Below are 19,659 nucleotides of genomic sequence, written 5' to 3'. Positions count from 1 at the left end.
TGCAGTTCGACGACTGTCGCCACAGAGCCTGGTGCTCGGAGGCGCTCGGTCACTTTCTGGGTCTATAGGGGTCCATTTGGACCTCTATGCGAATCACTGTTCACTTTTTAAGAAACGCTGATAAAACTGGAGGAGTTTTTCGCTACGAATAAGCGAAGCATCGATGTTGAGACTGTGTCCCTCGCGATCGAAGTAAATGGCTTCGTTGTAAATGCCACTGTCGTTGAGTTTTTTCTCGACACGACGGGCTTGATCCGCCGACCAGATTGGGTCGTCTGCCCCATGGGTTAAAAAAACGGGTGCTTTGATATTTTCAGCCTTAATAGGTTCGAATGGTAAAATAGGTTGCCCTTGCCATTTCCAAGCATATTTCAAGTTTTCTGGAAGATTGCGTGGATCTGGGCCGCACTTAGGGTTCCACTGAAAATTCTCAGGGCTGTTAAGAAGCTCGTCATAGCTCGGCGTTTTTCCAATCCAGCAACGATCATCAACCCAGTCCCAATTCCACGAATCCCAAACGATGTCCGAGAGGCTATGCATGGACAGCGCATCCAAAGCTACTAGTTCTTGATTCTCGCCCAAAAGACTTGCTGTCAGTAACGCTAATTCAGCTCCGCGAGAAGTTCCATCCAGGGCGATCTTTTTGCCAGCAACGAATTCGGAATTTTTTAGCCAAGTGATGGCTTTTACCAAATCCATGATTTCGATATCTCCCAAAGTCTGACGTGGACCCGTGAAGAAGTCTTTAGCGCCAAAATAGCAATATGCTAAAACAGCATAACCATGAGCTGCCAATCGAGTGGCAGAGATCTTCCACGCTGGGAAGTGGCCGCCTTCGCTGCCGTGAAGAAGAATTACACCGGGGTGAGGCTGCCCATCGTTGGGAACTACTAAAAGGGAACCATCGAAAGGATTCTTAACGGACTTTATTTTCAATAAAGACTCTGTATTTTGCATGACGGGAATTTATCATAGTCTCTGAGGGGTTTCTATAGGGCATGTTACAGCATGTGAATATTGCAGCCTTATGTGGATTAGTGCCCCAGGAGGTGCGAGCCTAAAGCATAAAGTCCTGCACATACCAACACAACGCCAGCGACCTTTTGCTTGTGCACGTGGGATTTTGCCAGTGAGGGTTTGATCATCATGGCCACGGCACTGAGTGCGGGAAGTCCGCCCAGCCAGAATAGAAACATTACCAGGCTTCCTGCAAAAGGGCTCTTAGTCGCAGCACTTGCAACAACATAAGTGTACAGCCACATGCAAGGCAATAAACCAGCCATCAAGCCAATCACAAAACTGCAGCGGCTGAGCTTGTACTTTTTAATGCGACCGTAAATGACCTGAAAAATCCTTCCTGCCCACGAGTGCGAGTTGTGCCACCAGTTCATAGCTGCAAGCAGGTATTGCAGTCCCATTAGAATCAGCATCATCCCCAAAGAAATCGCGCCAAAAGTGCGAAGCCATGTGAATTCGGATTTCAAAACGAATTCACCCAAAGCTCCAGAGAGTGCACCTAGCGCTACGTATATGAGCAGTCTTCCAGCATGATAGTGCCATAGTTGCCCGCGTGATCCCGTCAATGCAGCAAAGGGCCCACACATACCTGCGCAGTGCCAGCTGCCGATGAAGCTTGAGACTAAAATAGATAAAGGGATTAGCAGATGTATTTGCATTTTACTTCCTTGGTCCCACTAAGATAATTTCTTTTTCGCTTTTGAATGGACTCTCAAGCTCGTTTTGATCTTCCAGTTGAATTTTCACAGGGAACTGGCCGGTTGCAGAGACTAACTCGGGTTTAAAGCGGACAAAGAAATGCCACTCGCTGATTTTTCCGGCTTCAATATTCAGCGGGTTTTGTGCGACCGTTAGGGTGATGCCGTTTTCTTGCCACTCTTTTGTAGGTTTTAATAAATAGATCCCTTTTTCGAATCCTTGATTTTGAATCTGTAGACGGAAATGGTTCAAAACTAAATCTTCGCCCTGATCGCCTTTGATCAATGTATAAGGTGCTTCCTTGGCTCTTAGAACAAAGACCTGAGCTTTTTCACGAGTGGCGATATTGTAAGTAAGTCCCGCTAGGGAAAGAACAATCAGTACCATATAGATCACTGAACGGGTTTTTTTAAGACTGACCGGGCTTCGATCTAAGGTGTCGTAGCGAATAAGACCTTTTGGCTTCTTCACTTTTTCCATGATCTCGTCGCAGGCATCAATACAAGCCGTGCAGGTGATACACTCCATCTGCAGACCTTTACGAATATCAATTCCGGTCGGGCAGACTTGGACGCAGCGATTGCAAGCAACGCAATCACCTTGTTTTTGCCCAGGGGGCACCTTGCCTTTACGAGGTTCCCCGCGAGTTTCGTCATAAACGACCGCCAGAGATTTTTGATCCAAGAGCACGCTTTGAAAGCGGCCATATGGGCACATGATGATGCAGAACTGTTCACGGAACCAACCGAAGTCAAAAAGAACTAGTGCGGTCATGCAGCTAATAACTAAAAAATAACTCCAGTTCTCTTGCGGACTTCCCTGAATCATTTGAAGTAGTTTCTCAGATCCTACAAAGTAAGCCGCAAAGCTATGAGAGATCAGCGAAGATACGACAAAGAACAAAAACCACGTCAGAGATTTCTTATAGAATTTCTTGAAGCTCAGTTCCGCTTGGTGCAATTGGCGGCGTTGAATGTAATTGCCTTGCACCCACTGCTCGATACGACGGAAGACGGCTTCGACAAAAACCGTTTGCGGACATGCCCAACCACACCACACACGCCCCCAGACGGAAGTGACGAAGGTAAGCCCCAAAGTTAAGGTCGCTAAGACAAAAAATACGAGGGGGGCGTCATGGGCCCAAAAGGTGATTCCAAAAATCGCAAACTTTCGGGCGGGGATATCCAATAAAATGGTTTGTTGTCCGTTGATGTAGGTCCAAGGGATCACCAAAAAGACGAACAGCAACAGGATGTGAACCCGTTGCCTGTGTTTGTGAAAGAATCCCCGCACCTCGGCAGGGATGATGTAGGTTCTATCACCAAACTCGTCAATACTGGTTAAACGCTCTGGATCCAGTGCCATGATCTATTTCACTTCCTCTCCTTGCGGAGGTTTAGCATTTTCAGGATTGCTCCCTCTCTTTGCCAAGATGAAAGCGGTCAAACCATAGACTTCATCTTTAGAAAGCAAGCTTTCCCAAGGCGGCATTCCTTTTTCAGGAGCACCTTTGCGGATGACGGTTGCGATATCCATACGGGTGCCTTTGCCATGAATCCAGAAGTTGTCTGTCAGGTTCGGTCCGATCATGCCACCCAGTTTTGGTCCGTGGCAGGAGGCACACTTCGCTTCGAAAGCGGTTGCGCCTAGGCCTTCAAACTTTGGATCTTTCATTGCATCCGCAAGGATGTCTTCGCTTTCAGTCTGAGCCGGAGCATTTTGAGCTGCGGCCTTTTCTAAGTTTTTCATCGCCACTTCAAGCTCTTGGTTGAGTGTTGGCCCGCCACCGAACTCATAGTGAATCAAATAAATGAAAGAGAAAATAATCGCGCCTAAGAACGTTGCAAGCCACCACGAAGGAAGGGGGTTGTCATACTCTTGAATGCCGTCAAAGTCATGATCTGTAAGAGGATCTTTGATGTCATCACTCATTTTATTCCCCCTCCAAAGGGATCTGTGCGAGTTTGTCGTAAGTAGCTTTCTGAGTTTTTCGAAGTGTCCAGAAAAGAACGCCTAAGAAAAATCCAAAGAAGATCAAAAGCCCAATGGCAGTCAAATGAGTGTCTGTGAAAAAAGCCAATCCTTGTTGTTTCATATTAGTTTTTTCCTTTTTGTCCCAGTGATTGCAAATAAGCGATCAATGCGACGATTTGTTTTTTCTCGAGCCCCTCGACATTCACACCGTTCGCTTTGAGGTCTGCTGCAACAGCTTGTGCTTGTTTTTGGGCGTCGATATCTGCATTCGCCACAGTGTTGTCTTCGTAAGGAACTCCCACGGCTTTCATGATGGACAATTTCTTACGCAAGATTTGGAAGTCCGTGTCTTTTGTAAGAAGCCAAGGGTAGTTCGGCATAATAGACTTCGGAGTCACAGAACGTGGATCGATCATGTGCTGATAGTGCCAAAGATTTGGATAACGTTTACCCACACGAGCCAAGTCAGGACCAGTCCGTTTTGATCCCCATTGGAATGGACGATCATACATGGACTCTTCGATGGTTGAAGCTTTTCCGTAACGTAATACTTCAGAAGCCATCGGGCGAATTTGCTGAGAGTGACAAGTATAACAACCCTCTTTCACATACACATCACGACCGGCAAGTTCCAGCGGAGTGTAAGGATCAGTCAGGTTTGTGGGGTTCACGTATTTATGCAAAGACAGAGTTGGATAGATCTCGATGATAGAACCCACGGCAATCGCCAAGAAAGTCAGAACGCTGAAAACAGTTCCCATGCCTTCAAGTTTGTGATGGCCTTCACCTGCGGGGCGGCCAAAGACCACGGATTGTTTTGGTGCAGTAACAACGTTTTCTTCCTGAGCGGCTGGAGCTGACTTGATAGTTTTATAGATATTGTAAACCATCATGAAAAAGCCTGCGATGAACAGAGCTCCGCCCAATGCGCGCACCCAGTAAAGTGGCACGATTCGCACAACGGTCTCGATGAAATCTGGATACATCAAACGGCCATCAGAAGTGATCGCTCTCCACATCAAACCTTGAGTGATACCAGCAGCCCACATCGAGATGTAATATAGAAGGACACCAAGTGTTGCGATCCAGAAGTGATTGGTTGCAAGCTTTATGGAATACAGTTTTGTATTCCACAAACGAGGCACCAAGAAGTAAATCATCCCGAAAGTCAGCATCCCGTTCCAGCCAAGAGCGCCGCCATGAACGTGACCGATGATCCAATCCGTGTAATGCGCCAAAGAGCTAACACTTTTGATTGAGAGCAATGGTCCTTCAAAGGTGGTCATTCCGTAGAAAGTAACAGCAGTGATGAAGAACTTGATGATGGGATCTGTACGAAGCAAATGCCAAGCACCACGCAAAGTGAGAAGTCCATTGATCATTCCACCCCAGCTTGGTGCCCACAACATCAAACTAAAGATCATACCCAAAGTCTGCGCCCACTCAGGCAGTGCAGTATAGAGCAAGTGATGCGGACCCGCCCAGATATAGATAAACACCAAAGACCAAAAGTGAATGATCGACAGTTGATAGGAATACACCGGACGATTCGCCGCTTTAGGGATGTAGTAGTACATCAAACCCAAGAACGGAGTTGTTAAGAAGAACGCCACGGCATTATGGCCGTACCACCACTGAACAAGAGCATCCTGAATTCCTGAGTAGATTGGATAACTTTGCAGGAAGCTTACAGGGATTTCGATGGAGTTTACGATATGCAACACCGCGACTGTAATGATCGTCGCGATATAAAACCAAATCGCAACATACATATGGCGCTCACGACGTTTCGAAATCGCGCCAAAAAAATTCACCGCAAAAATCACCCAAACAACGGTGATTGCGATATCAATCGGCCATTCCAGTTCAGCGTACTCTTTAGATTGAGTATAGCCGAGTGGCAGAGTAATAGCGGCGGCAAGAATAATCAGCTGCCAGCCCCAGAAGTGCATTTTACTAAGCACGTCCGAGAACATGCGGGTTTTTAGCAATCTTTGCGAAGAGTGATAGATTCCTGCAAAGATGGCGTTCCCGGCAAAGGCAAAGACCGCCGCATTGGTGTGCAGAGGTCTGAGTCTGCCGAAAGTGATCCACTCTAAATTCATATTGAGTGGCCACCAGGCAAGCTGCATGGCTGCGAGCAAACCAAAGATAAAGGCAGCTCCTCCCCAGACGAGCGTTGCTAGGACGAACTTCTTGACGATGTCATCGTCATAAGTAAATTTGTCGATCATATTCTCATGGAGTATGTCGGGGTTTTTCACGTAAATTCCTTTCTATTGGATCATCTTGTAAAATTCTGTGAGCAGGAGTTTCAACGTCATCGAACTGGCCTTGATTGGTGGCCCATAAAAAAGCCATCAGAAATCCAAAACCAAGAAGCAAAGCCATCGGAATCATCAAAACTAGAATGCTCATCGGGTCCCCCTCAGTGAAGAAACCACAATCAGCACGGAACTAATGGGCATAAGGATCGCAGCGACCATAGGATTAATAAATCCTCCCAATGCGAGAACGCCGCCCACGGCGTTGTAGGTCAAAGAAATTGCCAGATTACGACGAACAGTGCGACGTGCTTGTCGAGAAATATTTAAGAATTCCACGAAAGGTTTAAGGCCTCCGCGAGTAAAATAAATATCAGCCGAAGAAAGGCTTAAATCGACGCTGCCTTTCACCGCAATGCCAATGTCGGCTGCTTTCAGAGCTAGGGCATCGTTGGCGCCATCACCAATCATGCAAGTATTTTTAGATGCTTTAATATGTTGCAGCTTTTGTTCTGGAGAAAGCTCGGCATGGCAACGTTTGTCGTCGATACCACATAGAAGTGCTGCTTTAAGTACGCGGTCTTTTTTGTCGCCAGAAAGAATATGAAGGTCATAATTTGTAAGGTTTTGCAGAGTTTCACGAGTATCCGCGCGAAGGGGATCTTCAAAGAAGAAGTGGGCCTTCAATCTTCCATCGACACGATATTCCACCGCGATATAGTCTAGAATATTGAGTTCTTTGCTACGTTTGAGGGAATACTCAACGCCATGAAACTTGCCAACAACACCTTCACCTAAAATCTCTTCACGAGATTCCATTTTTGGAAGCGAATCAACATCTTTCCAAGCGTGGCGAAACGCAAATGCCACAGGGTGCGAGCTTACCGCTTGCAAAGATAGAATCACACGTTGATCTTGGCGCTCAACGTTTCCGTCCTGAGAGGCTAAACGCAAGTGGCCCTCAGTCAGAGTGCCGGTTTTATCAAAGAAGATGTTTTTCACAGTGTGGATTTTTTCAAAAACATCGGGGTTTTTGACGAGCAGTCCTTGCTTGTGCGCTTTTCGCAAAGATAAACCGTAAGCAAGAGGAGTTCCAAACGCGAGTGCGCAAGGACACGCAATCACCATCAGCGCCAAAGATCTTTCCAGAGCTTCGTTAAAATCGACAAACGAATAAGCAATAAAGAAAAGGAGTGAAGTCAAAGACACGGTTGCGATCAAGCCTTGGGCCATTTTATCAGTCAGACTGACGAAGTGACTCTTTTGAACGGACTCAGATTTGAGTTGTTGTAGCAATTGTCCTAAGCGGGTATGCAAACCAGTTGCTTCAACTTGCATCACTGCGTGAGAACTCAACAGAGTTGAGCCTGCAAAAATCTTCATGCCCTCTTGGAAGTATTGAGACAACGATTCGCCGCTAAAGAGCGACATATCGATTTCAGCACGGGTGCTAACTAAAACACCATCAGCAGGAATGCGTTCACCCTGACGAAGATTGATTTTCTCTCCGGTTTTGAGTTCTTTACGAAGCTGCAAGTGCTGCAAAAGATAATCACCGCTTAAGTATTTCTGTTGTACGCGTTTTAAGAGATAGCGGCTTGAAAGAATCAAAAACAAGAAACTGGCGGTGGAATCATAATAGATAGCGCCTTCGCCACGAATCAGGTGATAAGTCGAGAGCGTAAACCCAGTCAACATTGCGATAACAATTGGCAGATCGACGTTGATGACTCGGTACTTTAGAAAATTCCAAGCACCTTGATAAAAAGGCTGTGCGGAATATAGTAAGATTGGCAAAAACAAAAGAAAGCTCAGCCAATTAAAGACAGCGGCCCATGTGCCCACCAACCCCGCATAGACAGGGACAATAAAGAGCATGATATTGCCAGCACAAGCTCCTGCAACCGCAATTCGGCGGAGGCTTTGACGGTTTTCTTTCTTCTGTTGTTCAAGTAATTTTTCGCGAGTGGAAAGGGCAGTTGGCGTATAGCCGAGTTCTTCGATAATCGCGGCAACATGAGGCCACGAGCCCTCTGGCAAAATTTTGACATGAACGGTGGATTCGCCAAAGTGAACGATGGCTTGCTGAATATGCGGATCAAATTCGTGAAGGCGTTCTAAGAGATGCACGCAAGACGAGCAGTGCAGGCCCTCTGCGTAAAAACTGAGCTCGTTGCTTTTGATTTCTGCCAAAGAAAGATACTTTTCGAGGCTTCGCTCAAAGCGTCCTGTGTTGATTCCTTTATCGTCAGTGTTTTCAAGCTTATAAAGAGCTTCGCAGGCGTTACAACAGAACTCCACAGCAGCTGCCGCTGCAAAGGGAACCTTGCAGTAAAGGCATTCTGTCATGTTTGCAGTCAAACGACTTTCAGTCATAAGGAGCTACCTGCTTCCAAGAACAGGTTAAGCTCGTAAAGGTTTTCAAAACATGACGGGCATCATGTTTTGAAAAATAAATGGTCTTATAATGAGATGACTAAAGGCTGGCCTTGGCCTTTAACGAATCTTTATTGAGTATTTGGATTTGTCGACCGCTCTGGTCAATAAGGCCCTCTTTTTCAAATTGCGCCAAGGTACGCATAACAGTTTCAGGAGTCGTTCCAGCCCATTCGGCGATTTCTCGACGAGTCCATGTTTGGCTATGAAAGTGGTCTTGAAGGAAAATCAAAGCTTCGGCAATGCGCTCTGGCGCGCCTTTATCCATTTGGTCCACCCAACGCTCTTCTGCAAGGCGGAGGTCTTTTGCTACATGGTTTAAAAGGCGTAATGCGACATCAGGATGTGATTTGAAAACATTCAAGATATCGGCTTTTGGCACAAAACAAAGTTCAACCTCGTCAACAGCGATTGCTGTTGCGTGATAAGCTTCATCAGCAAACAAAGATCTGTACCCTAAGATGCCGCCGGGCCCCACGATGCGTAAAGTGTGAGCTGCGCCATCTTCAGAAACACGTTCCAGTTTTACGAGCCCGCGTTGCACAAAGAAAAGTCCAAGCGGATCATTGTCAGCATAAAAGATGACTTGATCGCGTTTGTAACGACAGTTGATTTTGGATTTTTCAAGAGCTTCGGGAATGCCAGGGCTGGTTGCGCAGATGATGTTTTGGGATTGAGCCCCACACATGGCGCAGCTGATAGCATTTGGTTCGCAGTCGTTTTTTTTCTTCGAGCTCATAACTAAAAGGATACAACATGAACCCTATGAAAGGCAAAGCTCGAGCAGGGCGACAAGTGCAGGTACGATCTGAATCAGGGCTGCTCGCCATAGTTTTCTTTTAGAGACGACCAAAACGATACCTGCTGCAATTATCGACAGCAAACCGTAAACAACAAGAGCTCGGTTCTCTAGGAATAGTCCTACAATAATCGCCAGAGCTAAAAATAGATTGTAGAAGCCCTGATTGAAGGCGAAGAGTTTAGTGATAGCCACTTCGTCGGGGCGAATACCGAAGAGCTTATTAGTACGGGGGCGTTCCCACAAGATACTCTCAAGGACAAAGATATAGACATGAATTAAAGCTGGGATCAGAGGGAGTATATTTTTCATAACGGTAGCTTATCGAACGATGGTTCATCTTGTCCACCATACAACGATTGACTTAAGTGGCAAACTTCATAGATTCGCTGGGTGATTTTCGCAACATTGATTCTTCAGCTTTTACTGTCATCTGCTCAGGCTCGCACGGTCGTCTTATGTGCCGAGACTTGGGAACCCTATACGTATAAGAATAGCAAAGGAATGATCACTCGCGGGATTACTCACGACATTCTTAAAAAGGCACTGGCGGATTTGGGGCATGGGCTTTTGATTGAAGAGGTCAACTTTGCAGATCGCTGCATGAGCTTGGGCCGCACCGGTAAAATGGATGGTTCTTTGTTCACCACAGATGTGGGGAAAAGCAAAACGATGTATTACCTAGAGCAGCCTTTGGAGTATTGGACTTTGAATGCCATGGTGCCTTCGGATTCATCGCAGAATAAATACACGTCTATATCTCAATTCGATGGCCATAAAATTGGTTTAACTAAGGGTTATGGTTATCCTGATGTGATCAGAAATAATAAGAAATGGCTGATTGAGGAAGAAAGCGAATACATCCTCAATATGCGGAAACTTTCTGGAAAGCGCATCGAGCTGTATATTGATGACCCATATCAAGCAGCGATGGTGATTAAAAAGGAAAACCTGAAGATACGCATACTCTATCCAGCAGTCGCAAGAGTTCCCACCTTTGTCGAAATCAAAAGTCCGGTTTTGTATCGGCAGTTGAACAAAAAGGTTAAAGAGTTGGTAGCTCGTGGCTATGTGGATCAAATTTACCAAAAATACACCGGAAAAAGCTTCAAAGATTTTCTAAAAGGACCTAATCTCTAGGTCTATGATTGAGCATCACACACCACTGCAGGGCGCTCTTGTATTTTTAGGGGCTGCCGTTCTTCTTGTACCGATTTTTCTTCGTTTGGGCCTGGGCACCGTCTTAGGTTACCTTGCCGCTGGTAGTATTATTGGTCCAAATCTTTTGGGATGGATTAAGGACTACGAAAGTGTCGCAAGCTATGCGGAACTTGGGGTCGTCTTTCTGTTATTCATCATAGGTTTGGAACTTCAACCAAAACGTCTTTGGGCGATGAAGCGAAATCTTTTGGGCTTTGGCGGAATGCAGATCTTTTTCTGTACTCTGGTTTTCTTCCTGATTGGCAAAGCCTTCGGTCTTAGTTCTTCAGCAAGTTTTGTGATTGGGTTTTCACTTTCTTTGTCATCTACCGCATTTGCATTACAAACATTGACCGAAAGAAAAGTTTTAAACACCCAGTTTGGTCGAGCGTCATTTTCTATATTGCTCATGCAAGACGTGGCAGCTATCCCAGCATTGGCCTTAATCCCAAGCTTGGGAATTTTAGTCGAATCAGCACCAAAGACGAACTGGTACGGAGCTTTGCTCATTGCAATCTCGCTCTACTTTGTCAGTCGCTTTTTAATGAGACCTTTCTTGCGTATTGTGGCATCGGGCAAAAGCCGCGAGCTTTTTACTGGCGTCACTCTGCTAATCGTCATGGGCGTGGCCTTCTTGATGCAGCAAGTGGGATTGTCGATGGCTCTTGGAGCATTTATCGCGGGTGTGTTGCTCTCTGAATCTGAATACAAACATGAACTTGAAGCCGATCTGGAGCCTTTCAAAGGTATCTTGATGGGGCTTTTCTTTATCTCGGTTGGTATGGCTGTGAACTGGCAGCTAGCTTTGAGCGAACCACTGATGATCATTGGGTTGACCGTCGGTTACTTGCTGATCAAAGGCCTTTTAATTTTCAGTGTTGGTAAGATCATGAAACTGAACAACACCTCTTCCCGCAGTCTGGCCATTTATCTGGTGCAGGGTGGAGAGTTTGCCTTTGTTATCTTTGGTGTCGGGCAAGCGGCGAAAGTGATCACGGCCGAGTGGGCAGAACAGTGGACTCTGGTTGTTACTTTGTCGATGGTTCTAAGCCCCATCCTTATTTTGGTTCATGATAAAATTGAATCATGGCGTTCTGAGCGGGGACCCGAACCTGAATACGACAAAATCGAAAACCAACAAAACCCGGTCATCATTGCAGGCTTTGGTCGTTTTGGTCAGATCGTCGGTCGTATTTTGCGTGCTCAGAATATCGGCTTTACGGCGATTGAACAGGATTCTGAACAAATTGAATTGCTTCGTCGCTTTAACAATCGCGTTTTTTACGGAGATGCTTCTCGCATTGAGTTGCTTGAGTCCGCAGGCGCGAAAGATGCCAAGTATTTGATTATTGCCGTAGACGATGTTGAAACTGCTACGTCGATGGCTCGTGAAGTTCGTCAAAACTTTCCACATTTGAAAATTTACTCTCGTGCGCGCAATCGTCAGCATGTGTTTGAACTGATGGATCTAGAAGTGCATGCGATTCAACGTGAAACTTTCGAGGCAAGCTTAGCATTGTCGAAGACATTGCTGAAGGATTTGGGTTTTGCCCCAGACCGCATTAAGTTTATTGTGGATCGTTTTAGAACTCACGATAACTTGATGGTGCAAGAACAATACAAAGTCCGCCATGACGAAAAGACATTCTTGGATGTTTCCCGTCAAGGTGCTGAGCAATTGGCAAGAGTTCTACGGGAAGACGCCGAGAAGACTTACATCGAGCCTGCTGGGAAATTACCTCAGGACGAGGAAGCTTCGTTGTCTGGGGATCGGCTTTAAGAGGGCCCTCTTTTGGGCACCTGTCTAGAGGTTGGACAATCTAGAGGGTGCTAAATACAGCTCGGGTGATAGCGCTTATTGCAGGTTCTAAGCCAGAATGAAAAGCGTATTCAGCAAAGTTATTACAGTATTTTTGGCGATCAGCGGAATCGGGGCGTCAGTGGCCCTGGCGGCGCCTTCTTGCCAAGCTGTTTTTGCGGATGCTGCTAAGTTTGATCCAGCGACAGAATACCGTCTAGAGCGCGCAAGCCTCGTGGTGAATAGACCCCTTACGGACGTTCAATCAGCGGCTTTGTTGGAGACGTCTGCAAGCACCCTCAATAAAAAAGAGATCATTCTGCTTTTGCGCGAAGCGGGTTTTAAAGCTGCTGAAGCAAAAGCATTGATCGAGTCTCAGGTGGCTTTGCCTCCTCAGTCTATTCGCTTTGACAGTCAACAATTGAAAAACGTCGAAGAGTTCCTTCGCGACCCAGATAACAAGTTGGGGTTAACTCTCGAGCAAAAAGAGAACTTCCTTCAGATTATTAAATCCGAAAGCCCCGAGATGGGAAGCACGTTGGCCAAAGCCGTGGGCTTTGATGTCTTGGGACACAAAACTAACGGCATGTTTTTTTCCTCTATCGCGCAACGTGGGGCTATCGTCCCTGGAACAAAAGTAAAGGATCGGAAGCTTAAAGAAAGGGCGACGGCGTATGCCCAAGACTTTGGTTCGACGGGGTTTGGAACCTTCATGTATAGCAAAGCTTTCTTTCAACCCTTTGGCCCTAACTGGAAAAACACTAAAGCCAACGGCGGATACTTTTTCATTTTTGATTTAAAACTTTTTGATGATCCGACCGTCGACTTTAATAATTTTTATGGCCACTTCCAAGAGGGGGCAAGGCTTCGTGAAAATCCGGCTGGATTTTTGCTTCAGTTGTTAATGGCCCGCGGGTCGAATCAAAGTGAATTGAAAACCGAGGTGGGCATCAGCTTAAGATATGTCAAATACATCGTTGTTCCACCGACATCCTATGCTTGGACGCTCAAAACATTCCAAGAGCAAGGGATCGAAGCCCCACTAGGGCGCACCTGGGAAGAAGTGTTGGTTCCTTCCGATCTCATTCTTGGCGACCGTTAGAACGCAAAATAGTCTTTTTTCGAAGATTAAATAAGGATACTCCTTTTGTTATCAAAGGAAGATATGTTTTTGCTTTTTTGACCGCACAAAAATAGTATTTGTTCATGGTTGATGTCTTTAAATCCATGAGAAGTTTCAAGTTTGCGCTAAAAGGAATAAGGTCTTTTTTTAAAACCGAAAACAATGCCCGCATTCATTTTTTGGCGTCACTTGTGGTGATTGTATTGGGTTTCTATTTTCAACTTAATCGAAGCGAATGGTTGTGGATTGTTCTTGCTATTGCTTTGGTGTGGATTACTGAGATGGTAAATACGGCTTTTGAGAAACTTGTGGACTTGGTTTCTCCTCAAAAGAATACGCAAGCTGGCCAGGTTAAGGATCTTGCTGCCGGCGCAGTTTTATTGGCAGCCACTGCGGCAGTGGTTATTGCTGTTCTAATTTTTGGGCCCTATCTTTTTTAATAGAACCCCGGTTCGCTTGCCAAGCATCTGCCGTTTGTGATTTGCCAAGCTTGTGAAGCATCGTTGAGGTACTACCTGATGAATGCTTATACTCACTTATGTGGATCTATGTTTTTTTAGATAATTTTTTTCTCTATTTTCATCTGGTCTTTTCTCTGTTCAATCTTTTTGGCTGGGCGTCCGTAAAAACACGCAAGTGGAATCTTGTGGCCTTGTTGATCACAGCCTTTTTCTGGTTCATTGTAGGCTTTCGCTACGGCTTCGGATATTGCCCACTAACGGATTGGCACTGGCAAGTAAGGGAGAAGCTCGGTTACACCGATATGCCGTATTCCTATATTAAATTTTTAGTGGACTATTTCACTGGTTGGAATGTGGATGCGGTCACGGTGGATGTCGTGACGATGATTCTGTTTTTGGTGGCTCTTATCTTGTCGATCGCTTTGAATATCCGTGATCGCAGAAGGTCTCGGATATTTCCCGGAATTTAAGTTTCTAAAGCCTTGGCGTGTCGACGAATAAATTCTTCGAGGGTCTTTCCAGTTTCCTCCAGAGTGTTTCCGAGAAGTACACGTTGGAAAATGATATTTCCGAACATAAAGATATCCAGCCCCTTAATCAGCGTTTTGACGTCGATATCCGAGTGGATCTTTCCAGTGTCTTTAAGTTTTTGAAGGCGTTCTTCGAGTTCGGGCTGAAAGAAAGGTTGCATGATTTCACGAATGCGTTTTGCAAACTTCGCATCAACGATGGCTTGTGAAAGCACGATCTTAAAGAAATCAAAGTTCTTTTTGCAGTCTCGATCAAACTTGAACTGAGCATAAGCTAGGATCTCATCAGTTAAAGTAGCTTGAGCTGGGTAGGTTAGCTTCGGATGAGCCCCTTCCACCGTGACGTAGTTCTCAATGATAGCGACCAGGAGTCCCATCTTGCCGTCAAAGTAGCGGCCGATCAGAGATTCGTTGATCCCGGCCTTCTTAGCAATCATCCGGGTCGTAGCGCCCTTAAAACCATGCTTAGAAAAGACGTCCTCGGCAGCCTTCAAAAGCTTGCCTTCGGAGGCCGATCTGTCCCTCTTTTTACCCTTAACAGGGTCTTTTTCCGGGCTTTTGGCGGTCTTATTTTGAGATGTTTCATTCATATCATTGGTTCCTAAGATATTGAAATTGCTTAATTATATATAACTTACCACGTCTGTTAAAAAAATTCAATGAAGTAATCGCTTGAGTACAAAATTAAAATGCCGTAAATATATGTATGTAAGCGATTACTTAAATCGGGAGATTAAAATGAAACTCAAACAAACCACTAGCTACGGAATAGCGCTTCTCCTCAGCGCAGCTCTTAGTGGCCCTCAGGCAGGGGCGTTGACCTTGAATGAGTATATGAATCAGGTCAAAGGACAGAACACAGGCTATCAAGGTACATCCACCCAATCTGAAGGAGCGGGCTTGAAATCCCGCGAGGCGGATTTGTACTTTACGCCGCAACTTTTCGCAGAGGCTCGTTGGGGACACGATGAAAAGCCCAATAGCCCACCAGTGATGGTCTATGACCAACTTGCGACTGATAACTATAAACTGGGTGTAAGCCAACAGTTCAGTTTCGGTCTGCAAAGTAAGTTGTACTATGAATTGAATAAAACAAATTTCGTCGGTGCGAGTTTCGGTCCGAATGTTATGACCGAATATTGGGATGCTAGTCCCAAGCTAGAGCTTTCCATGCCCCTGTGGGGTGGCGGTTTTGGTCGCAGTGCCCGCGCGACACAAGAAATCACTCGTCAGCAAAACTTCGCTGACCAATATAACAGCGGCGCTCAAGCCAACAATCTTTTAGTAGGGGCTGAAGCTGCTTACTGGAGACTTTCTGCTTGGAGTGAAGTGGTTGTCATTCAAGAACAAGCTTTGAAGGCTGCTCAAAATATTCATGACTACGTGGCTCGCAAACAGAAAATGAATCTTGGCGAGAAGGCAGATGTGATTCAAGCCCAAGCTCTTTTAGAGAGTCGTACCTTAGAATTGCAAGTTGCTAAGAACGAAGCGCACGACGCCCTTCGCAACTTCAACAAGTTTCGCAATCAAGAGCCTTATGCAACGGTTGAGAACTTAGAGAAAGTGGATTTCAAATCCCTTGAGAGCATCACAGTTCCCCAGGCACGTCCTGGCGATCGTTTGGATGTGAAAGCGACGGAAGCTCAGTTGGCAACAGCGAAAGCAAATTCCCAAATTGTGCGTGAACGCAACCGTCCGACTTTAGATGTGTACGGTACTTATGCATTGAATGGCCGCGATGATGCCATGAACGAGGCGATCAAAAATTCAGGTACTGAAAATCGTGACACGGCCTTTATGGGAGTGCGCTTTAACATGCCACTTAACTTAAAGGCGACATCGGATGCACGTAGTGGTGCGATGAAGTCTGAAAAAGCGGCAGAGCTGAACCATCAATATGCTCAGTATGCGCAAGAAATGGATTGGACTACTTTGACAAGAAGCCTGACAGACGCTCGAGACAACTTGAAGCTTTTGGGTCGCATTGAAGAAGTGCAAAAATCTAAACTTGAAAACGAAAGAGCTCGTCTTCGCCAAGGTCGCACAACCACTTATCAGGTTTTGCTCTTTGAACAAGACTACACTCAAGCAGCTGTGACTCGTGTTAAGTCCGCAGCAAATATCTTGGGTCTGCAATCACAACTTAAACTTTACGAAACGCAAAACTCTCCTGAAGGAGGGAAGTAGTCATGAGCTTAGCTAGTACATCCATCAAAAGACCTATTTTTATTTCCTGTGTAACCATCGCGATGGTGGTAGTAGGTTGGGCGAGCTTTAAATCCATGAGCGTGGATTTATTCCCAGACGTCAGTGTTCCGGTTGTTTCCGTACAAACGATTTATCCTGGTGCCGGGCCTTCCGAGGTTGAAACACTTATTAGCCGTCCGATCGAAGAAGAGGTTAGTACAATCTCTGGTATTAAACGTCTGACTTCAAAAAGCTTGGAAGGCGTCAGCCAAGTTATCGTCGAATTCAAAAGTGATATCGACTCTAAATACGCTGAGCAGCAGGTACGCGATAAAATCAATATCGTAAAAACGAAACTTCCTGACGAAGCCAAAGATTCTATTATTAAAAAATTCGACCCGTCAGATACTCCGATCTTGATGCTGGCTATTTCCGGCACTGGCGTTGGTGACGCCGAGATGTATGATATCGCCGATCAGTTCGTGAAACCTCGCTTAGAGCAGGTCAGCAACGTCGGCGCCATTGATATCTTGGGTGGTCGTAAAAGAGAAGTTCATGTTCTTTTGGATCGTCAAAAGTTGAGAGGCCGCGAAATTTCTGTAAGCCAAGTGGCTGCGCAAATCGGTGCCTCAGGTGAAAACGTTCCAAGTGGTAAAGTCACACAAGGTGAAAGTGAACTTGTGTTCCGTGGACTTGGTGAATTCCAGTCTGTGCCAGAGATCTCTGACACACTTGTAAATCTTTACGGCAACGAAGTTCCCACTCGCGTGGCGGACTTAGGCGTTGTGAAAGATACTCTTGAAGACGAAAAATCACGCGCCTTCGTGAATGGCGAAAAAGCTCTGTTCTTGCAAGTCTATCGCCAATCTGGTTCTAACACCGTGAAGGTGGCTCAAGATGTGATTAAGCAGCTTGATAAAATGAAGCCAGAGCTTGCGAAGATGAATAGCAATCTTGAACTTCGTGTTGTCACCAATGCTTCTATTAAAATCCAAGACAACGTCTCTGAGGTTTATGAGACCATCATCATCGGTATTATCCTGACGGTGATCACTGTGTTCTTCTTCTTGGGGTCAGGAAGAACGACATTGATTACGGCGTTATCGTTGCCGATTTCTTTGATCAGTGCCTTTATTGTGATGAAGCTTTTTGGTTTCTCGATCAACATCATTACGCTTTTGGCACTGACCTTAGCGGTGGGATTGTTGATTGATGATGCGATCGTGGTTATTGAAAATATCTATCGTCGCATGGAAAAAGGCGAAGACGCATTTACAGCGGCAGAAAAAGGAACCGAAGAAATCCAAATGGCCGTATTTGCGATCACTTTGGTGGTGATCTCTGTATTCGTACCAGTTGGTATGATGTCAGGCACGATTGGTCAATTCTTGAAGTCTTTCGGTTTGTCCGTGGCTTTTGCAATGGCAGTAAGTCTATTTGTCGCTTTGACACTTATTCCAATGATGGCTGCACTTTTCGGTGGCGAGGGCCATAAAGTCGCTCATGGCGAAAAAGTGGCTTTGTCTCTGTGGGATCGTACGGGCGGTCGTATGCTGAAAGGCTTTGATCGTTTCCAATCATGGCTTGAAAAGGTCTATGAAGCCTTATTGAAGGTCACTCTTCGTCATCCAATCATGACGATCGTATTTACTGTGGTAGTTTTCATTGCCAGTATCTTCTCGGTGACAAAAGTTCCAGCAAGCTTCGTTCCAGATGACGATAGCGGCGAGATCACTGTCACTCTTGAAATGAAGCCAGGTACAAGCTTGGATGGTATGAACAAAGTAGGTGTTGAAGTTGATAAGATCATCCATAACAACCCACAAGTAAGTTACACCACAATGACAATTGGTAACCAATATGGTGAGGCGAATAAAGCAAGCTTCTATGTTCGCTTGAAACCAAGTAAAGAGCGCGGAATCAAAACAGAAGTATTCCGTGATCTTCTGCGTGGACAGCTAAAAGAACATAAAGACGCGAACCCAGTCGTGAAAAAATACGATGCGACCGGTGGTATGGGGCAACAGCCTATCGTGCTAAATATTATCTCCGCGGATCCTCAGGATCTCGAGAAATACGGCATGATGATTTTTGAAAAGTTGAAAGCGGATCCACGCATGAAAGACGTGGACTCGAACTACCGTGCTGGTAAACCAGAGTTGCAAGTACATCTGAAATCAGGTGCTGCAAAACAATATGGTGTGAATACCAAAACAATGGGACAAGAGCTTCGTGCTCAGGTGGAAGGTTTCACTCCTGCGAAGTTCCGCGAAAAAGGTCGCGAGTACGATGTGCGTGTTCGTTTGCAAGAGGACCAACGCGATTTGAAAGCGACTTTTGGTCAAGTTTATGTTCCAAACGTAAATCGTAAGCTAGTACGCTTACAAGATATCGCAAATGGTGATTTGAAATCGGGTCCAGCCTCTATCGAGCGTCAGGATCGCGGTCGTTACATTCAAATTACCGCTGCGTTAGCGCCGGGCGTGGGTTTGAGCACTGTTGTTGGTGACATCAATAAAATGCTCACAAGCGGTGACATGAAATTGCCTTCAAGCATCCGCTACGGTTTTGCCGGAGAGGCAGAGAACATGCAGGATTTGATCTCATCCACTGTGTTGGCTTTGGGATTTGCGATTCTGTTCATCTATCTGATCTTGGCAAGTTTGTACGAGTCTTTCATTACGCCAATTACGATCATGGTGGCGTTGCCGCTGGCACTTAGCGGAGCGTTCTTGGCACTTTACCTGATGAACGAAACGATCAGTATCTTTGCGATCCTAGGTCTGTTCATGTTGTTGGGGGTTGCGGGTAAGAATGGTATCTTGCTTGTCGACTACGCCAAGCAAATGATGGAAGAAAAAGGTCTTAGCCGTGAAGAAGCGCTGATCGAAGCCGGTAAAACCCGCCTTCGTCCGATCTTGATGACAAGCTTTGCTCTGATTGCAGGTACATTGCCAATTGCGATCGGTTTGAGTGAGGCCTCTAAAGCTCGTACGGGCATGGGGGTTGCGATCATCGGTGGTATGATTTCATCAACGATCCTGACTTTGATCGTCGTGCCTTCGGTATTCATCTATGTGGATCGTTTTAAAAACTGGATTCGCAGAAAAGGCAGCCGTTTTGTTTCAAAACGTAGTACTCACCATCACGAAATTCCCGCGAAGTAGGAGG

18 protein-coding genes are annotated in these 19,659 nt (G+C 45.8%); 7 read left to right on the top strand and 11 right to left on the bottom strand.

Going from position 1 to position 19,659, the window contains the following annotated elements:
* Nucleotides 1–93 precede the first annotated feature (93 nt).
* From ACLWBB_RS13925 to ACLWBB_RS13880, 10 genes are all read right to left on the bottom strand, one after another.
* Nucleotides 94–957 (bottom strand): alpha/beta hydrolase family protein, encoded by an 864-nt coding sequence (locus tag ACLWBB_RS13925; protein ID WP_413288146.1) that lies wholly within the window; start codon nucleotides 955–957, stop codon nucleotides 94–96.
* A 77-nt stretch (nucleotides 958–1,034) separates the two neighbouring features.
* Nucleotides 1,035–1,676: a sulfite exporter TauE/SafE family protein gene (locus ACLWBB_RS13920; protein ID WP_413288145.1), complete on the bottom strand. Its 642-nt coding sequence runs from the start codon at nucleotides 1,674–1,676 to the stop codon at nucleotides 1,035–1,037.
* Between the two features lies 1 nt (nucleotide 1,677).
* Nucleotides 1,678–3,081, bottom strand: coding sequence for a cytochrome c oxidase accessory protein CcoG (gene ccoG / locus ACLWBB_RS13915; protein ID WP_413288144.1), 1,404 nt, complete (start codon nucleotides 3,079–3,081; stop codon nucleotides 1,678–1,680).
* Nucleotides 3,082–3,084: 3 nt separating this feature from the next.
* Complete coding sequence (locus tag ACLWBB_RS13910; protein ID WP_413288143.1) at nucleotides 3,085–3,648, bottom strand: cbb3-type cytochrome c oxidase N-terminal domain-containing protein; 564 nt, start codon at nucleotides 3,646–3,648, stop codon at nucleotides 3,085–3,087.
* Nucleotide 3,649: 1 nt separating this feature from the next.
* Complete coding sequence (locus ACLWBB_RS13905; protein ID WP_413288142.1) at nucleotides 3,650–3,811, bottom strand: CcoQ/FixQ family Cbb3-type cytochrome c oxidase assembly chaperone; 162 nt, start codon at nucleotides 3,809–3,811, stop codon at nucleotides 3,650–3,652.
* A 1-nt stretch (nucleotide 3,812) separates the two neighbouring features.
* Nucleotides 3,813–5,924 (bottom strand): cytochrome-c oxidase, cbb3-type subunit I, encoded by a 2,112-nt coding sequence (gene ccoN, locus ACLWBB_RS13900; protein WP_413288141.1) that lies wholly within the window; start codon nucleotides 5,922–5,924, stop codon nucleotides 3,813–3,815.
* Nucleotides 5,925–5,928: 4 nt separating this feature from the next.
* Complete coding sequence (gene ccoS / locus ACLWBB_RS13895; RefSeq protein WP_413288140.1) at nucleotides 5,929–6,108, bottom strand: cbb3-type cytochrome oxidase assembly protein CcoS; 180 nt, start codon at nucleotides 6,106–6,108, stop codon at nucleotides 5,929–5,931.
* Entirely contained in the window at nucleotides 6,105–8,330 is a 2,226-nt protein-coding gene (locus ACLWBB_RS13890; RefSeq protein WP_413288139.1) for a heavy metal translocating P-type ATPase, read from the bottom strand. Before ACLWBB_RS13890 ends, ccoS begins: the two co-directional genes overlap by 4 nt.
* Before the next feature lie 100 nt (nucleotides 8,331–8,430).
* Nucleotides 8,431–9,129: a Crp/Fnr family transcriptional regulator gene (locus ACLWBB_RS13885; protein ID WP_413288138.1), complete on the bottom strand. Its 699-nt coding sequence runs from the start codon at nucleotides 9,127–9,129 to the stop codon at nucleotides 8,431–8,433.
* Between the two features lie 24 nt (nucleotides 9,130–9,153).
* Complete coding sequence (locus ACLWBB_RS13880) at nucleotides 9,154–9,501, bottom strand: DUF1304 domain-containing protein (RefSeq protein ID WP_413288137.1); 348 nt, start codon at nucleotides 9,499–9,501, stop codon at nucleotides 9,154–9,156.
* An 81-nt stretch (nucleotides 9,502–9,582) separates the two neighbouring features.
* Between ACLWBB_RS13880 and ACLWBB_RS13875 the strand changes: the two genes are divergently transcribed.
* From ACLWBB_RS13875 to ACLWBB_RS13855, 5 genes are all read left to right on the top strand, one after another.
* Nucleotides 9,583–10,329, top strand: a complete 747-nt coding sequence (locus tag ACLWBB_RS13875) for a substrate-binding periplasmic protein (RefSeq protein WP_413288136.1) — start codon at nucleotides 9,583–9,585, stop codon at nucleotides 10,327–10,329.
* Nucleotides 10,330–10,333: 4 nt separating this feature from the next.
* Nucleotides 10,334–12,169: a monovalent cation:proton antiporter-2 (CPA2) family protein gene (locus ACLWBB_RS13870; protein ID WP_413288135.1), complete on the top strand. Its 1,836-nt coding sequence runs from the start codon at nucleotides 10,334–10,336 to the stop codon at nucleotides 12,167–12,169.
* A 97-nt stretch (nucleotides 12,170–12,266) separates the two neighbouring features.
* Complete coding sequence (locus ACLWBB_RS13865) at nucleotides 12,267–13,289, top strand: hypothetical protein (RefSeq protein ID WP_413288134.1); 1,023 nt, start codon at nucleotides 12,267–12,269, stop codon at nucleotides 13,287–13,289.
* A 104-nt stretch (nucleotides 13,290–13,393) separates the two neighbouring features.
* Nucleotides 13,394–13,750, top strand: a complete 357-nt coding sequence (locus tag ACLWBB_RS13860) for a diacylglycerol kinase family protein (protein WP_413288133.1) — start codon at nucleotides 13,394–13,396, stop codon at nucleotides 13,748–13,750.
* 98 nt (nucleotides 13,751–13,848) lie between these two features.
* Nucleotides 13,849–14,241, top strand: coding sequence for a DUF2784 domain-containing protein (locus tag ACLWBB_RS13855; RefSeq protein WP_413288132.1), 393 nt, complete (start codon nucleotides 13,849–13,851; stop codon nucleotides 14,239–14,241).
* Here ACLWBB_RS13855 and ACLWBB_RS13850 read toward each other — a convergent pair.
* Nucleotides 14,238–14,891: a TetR/AcrR family transcriptional regulator gene (locus tag ACLWBB_RS13850; RefSeq protein WP_413288131.1), complete on the bottom strand. Its 654-nt coding sequence runs from the start codon at nucleotides 14,889–14,891 to the stop codon at nucleotides 14,238–14,240. The genes ACLWBB_RS13855 and ACLWBB_RS13850 overlap by 4 nt on opposite strands.
* A gap of 148 nt (nucleotides 14,892–15,039) precedes the next feature.
* Between ACLWBB_RS13850 and ACLWBB_RS13845 the strand changes: the two genes are divergently transcribed.
* Together ACLWBB_RS13845 and ACLWBB_RS13840 are read left to right on the top strand one after the other, a co-directional pair.
* Nucleotides 15,040–16,488, top strand: coding sequence for a TolC family protein (locus ACLWBB_RS13845; protein ID WP_413288130.1), 1,449 nt, complete (start codon nucleotides 15,040–15,042; stop codon nucleotides 16,486–16,488).
* Between the two features lie 2 nt (nucleotides 16,489–16,490).
* Complete coding sequence (locus tag ACLWBB_RS13840) at nucleotides 16,491–19,655, top strand: efflux RND transporter permease subunit (protein WP_413288129.1); 3,165 nt, start codon at nucleotides 16,491–16,493, stop codon at nucleotides 19,653–19,655.
* The last annotated feature ends 4 nt before the right edge of the window (nucleotides 19,656–19,659 follow it).

The sequence above is a fragment of the Bdellovibrio sp. HCB337 genome, assembly GCF_047302465.1.
Classification (GTDB): domain Bacteria; phylum Bdellovibrionota; class Bdellovibrionia; order Bdellovibrionales; family Bdellovibrionaceae; genus JACMRP01.
The sequence above is the reverse complement of the archived record's forward strand: the minus strand, read 5'-3'. Positions and strand labels throughout refer to the sequence as shown.

Bases quoted from the DNA above. Each gene is read 5' to 3' on its own strand.
- ACLWBB_RS13925 (WP_413288146.1), bottom strand. From the start codon at position 957: ATGCAAAATACAGAGTCTTTATTGAAAATAAAGTCCGTTAAGAATCCT.
- ACLWBB_RS13920 (WP_413288145.1), bottom strand. From the start codon at position 1,676: ATGCAAATACATCTGCTAATCCCTTTATCTATTTTAGTCTCAAGCTTC.
- ccoG (WP_413288144.1), bottom strand. From the start codon at position 3,081: ATGGCACTGGATCCAGAGCGTTTAACCAGTATTGACGAGTTTGGTGAT.
- ACLWBB_RS13910 (WP_413288143.1), bottom strand. From the start codon at position 3,648: ATGAGTGATGACATCAAAGATCCTCTTACAGATCATGACTTTGACGGC.
- ACLWBB_RS13905 (WP_413288142.1), bottom strand. From the start codon at position 3,811: ATGAAACAACAAGGATTGGCTTTTTTCACAGACACTCATTTGACTGCC.
- ccoN (WP_413288141.1), bottom strand. From the start codon at position 5,924: ATGATCGACAAATTTACTTATGACGATGACATCGTCAAGAAGTTCGTC.
- ccoS (WP_413288140.1), bottom strand. From the start codon at position 6,108: ATGAGCATTCTAGTTTTGATGATTCCGATGGCTTTGCTTCTTGGTTTT.
- ACLWBB_RS13890 (WP_413288139.1), bottom strand. From the start codon at position 8,330: ATGACTGAAAGTCGTTTGACTGCAAACATGACAGAATGCCTTTACTGC.
- ACLWBB_RS13885 (WP_413288138.1), bottom strand. From the start codon at position 9,129: ATGAGCTCGAAGAAAAAAAACGACTGCGAACCAAATGCTATCAGCTGC.
- ACLWBB_RS13880 (WP_413288137.1), bottom strand. From the start codon at position 9,501: ATGAAAAATATACTCCCTCTGATCCCAGCTTTAATTCATGTCTATATC.
- ACLWBB_RS13870 (WP_413288135.1), top strand. From the start codon at position 10,334: ATGATTGAGCATCACACACCACTGCAGGGCGCTCTTGTATTTTTAGGG.
- ACLWBB_RS13865 (WP_413288134.1), top strand. From the start codon at position 12,267: ATGAAAAGCGTATTCAGCAAAGTTATTACAGTATTTTTGGCGATCAGC.
- ACLWBB_RS13860 (WP_413288133.1), top strand. From the start codon at position 13,394: ATGGTTGATGTCTTTAAATCCATGAGAAGTTTCAAGTTTGCGCTAAAA.
- ACLWBB_RS13855 (WP_413288132.1), top strand. From the start codon at position 13,849: ATGTGGATCTATGTTTTTTTAGATAATTTTTTTCTCTATTTTCATCTG.
- ACLWBB_RS13850 (WP_413288131.1), bottom strand. From the start codon at position 14,891: ATGAATGAAACATCTCAAAATAAGACCGCCAAAAGCCCGGAAAAAGAC.
- ACLWBB_RS13845 (WP_413288130.1), top strand. From the start codon at position 15,040: ATGAAACTCAAACAAACCACTAGCTACGGAATAGCGCTTCTCCTCAGC.
- ACLWBB_RS13840 (WP_413288129.1), top strand. From the start codon at position 16,491: ATGAGCTTAGCTAGTACATCCATCAAAAGACCTATTTTTATTTCCTGT.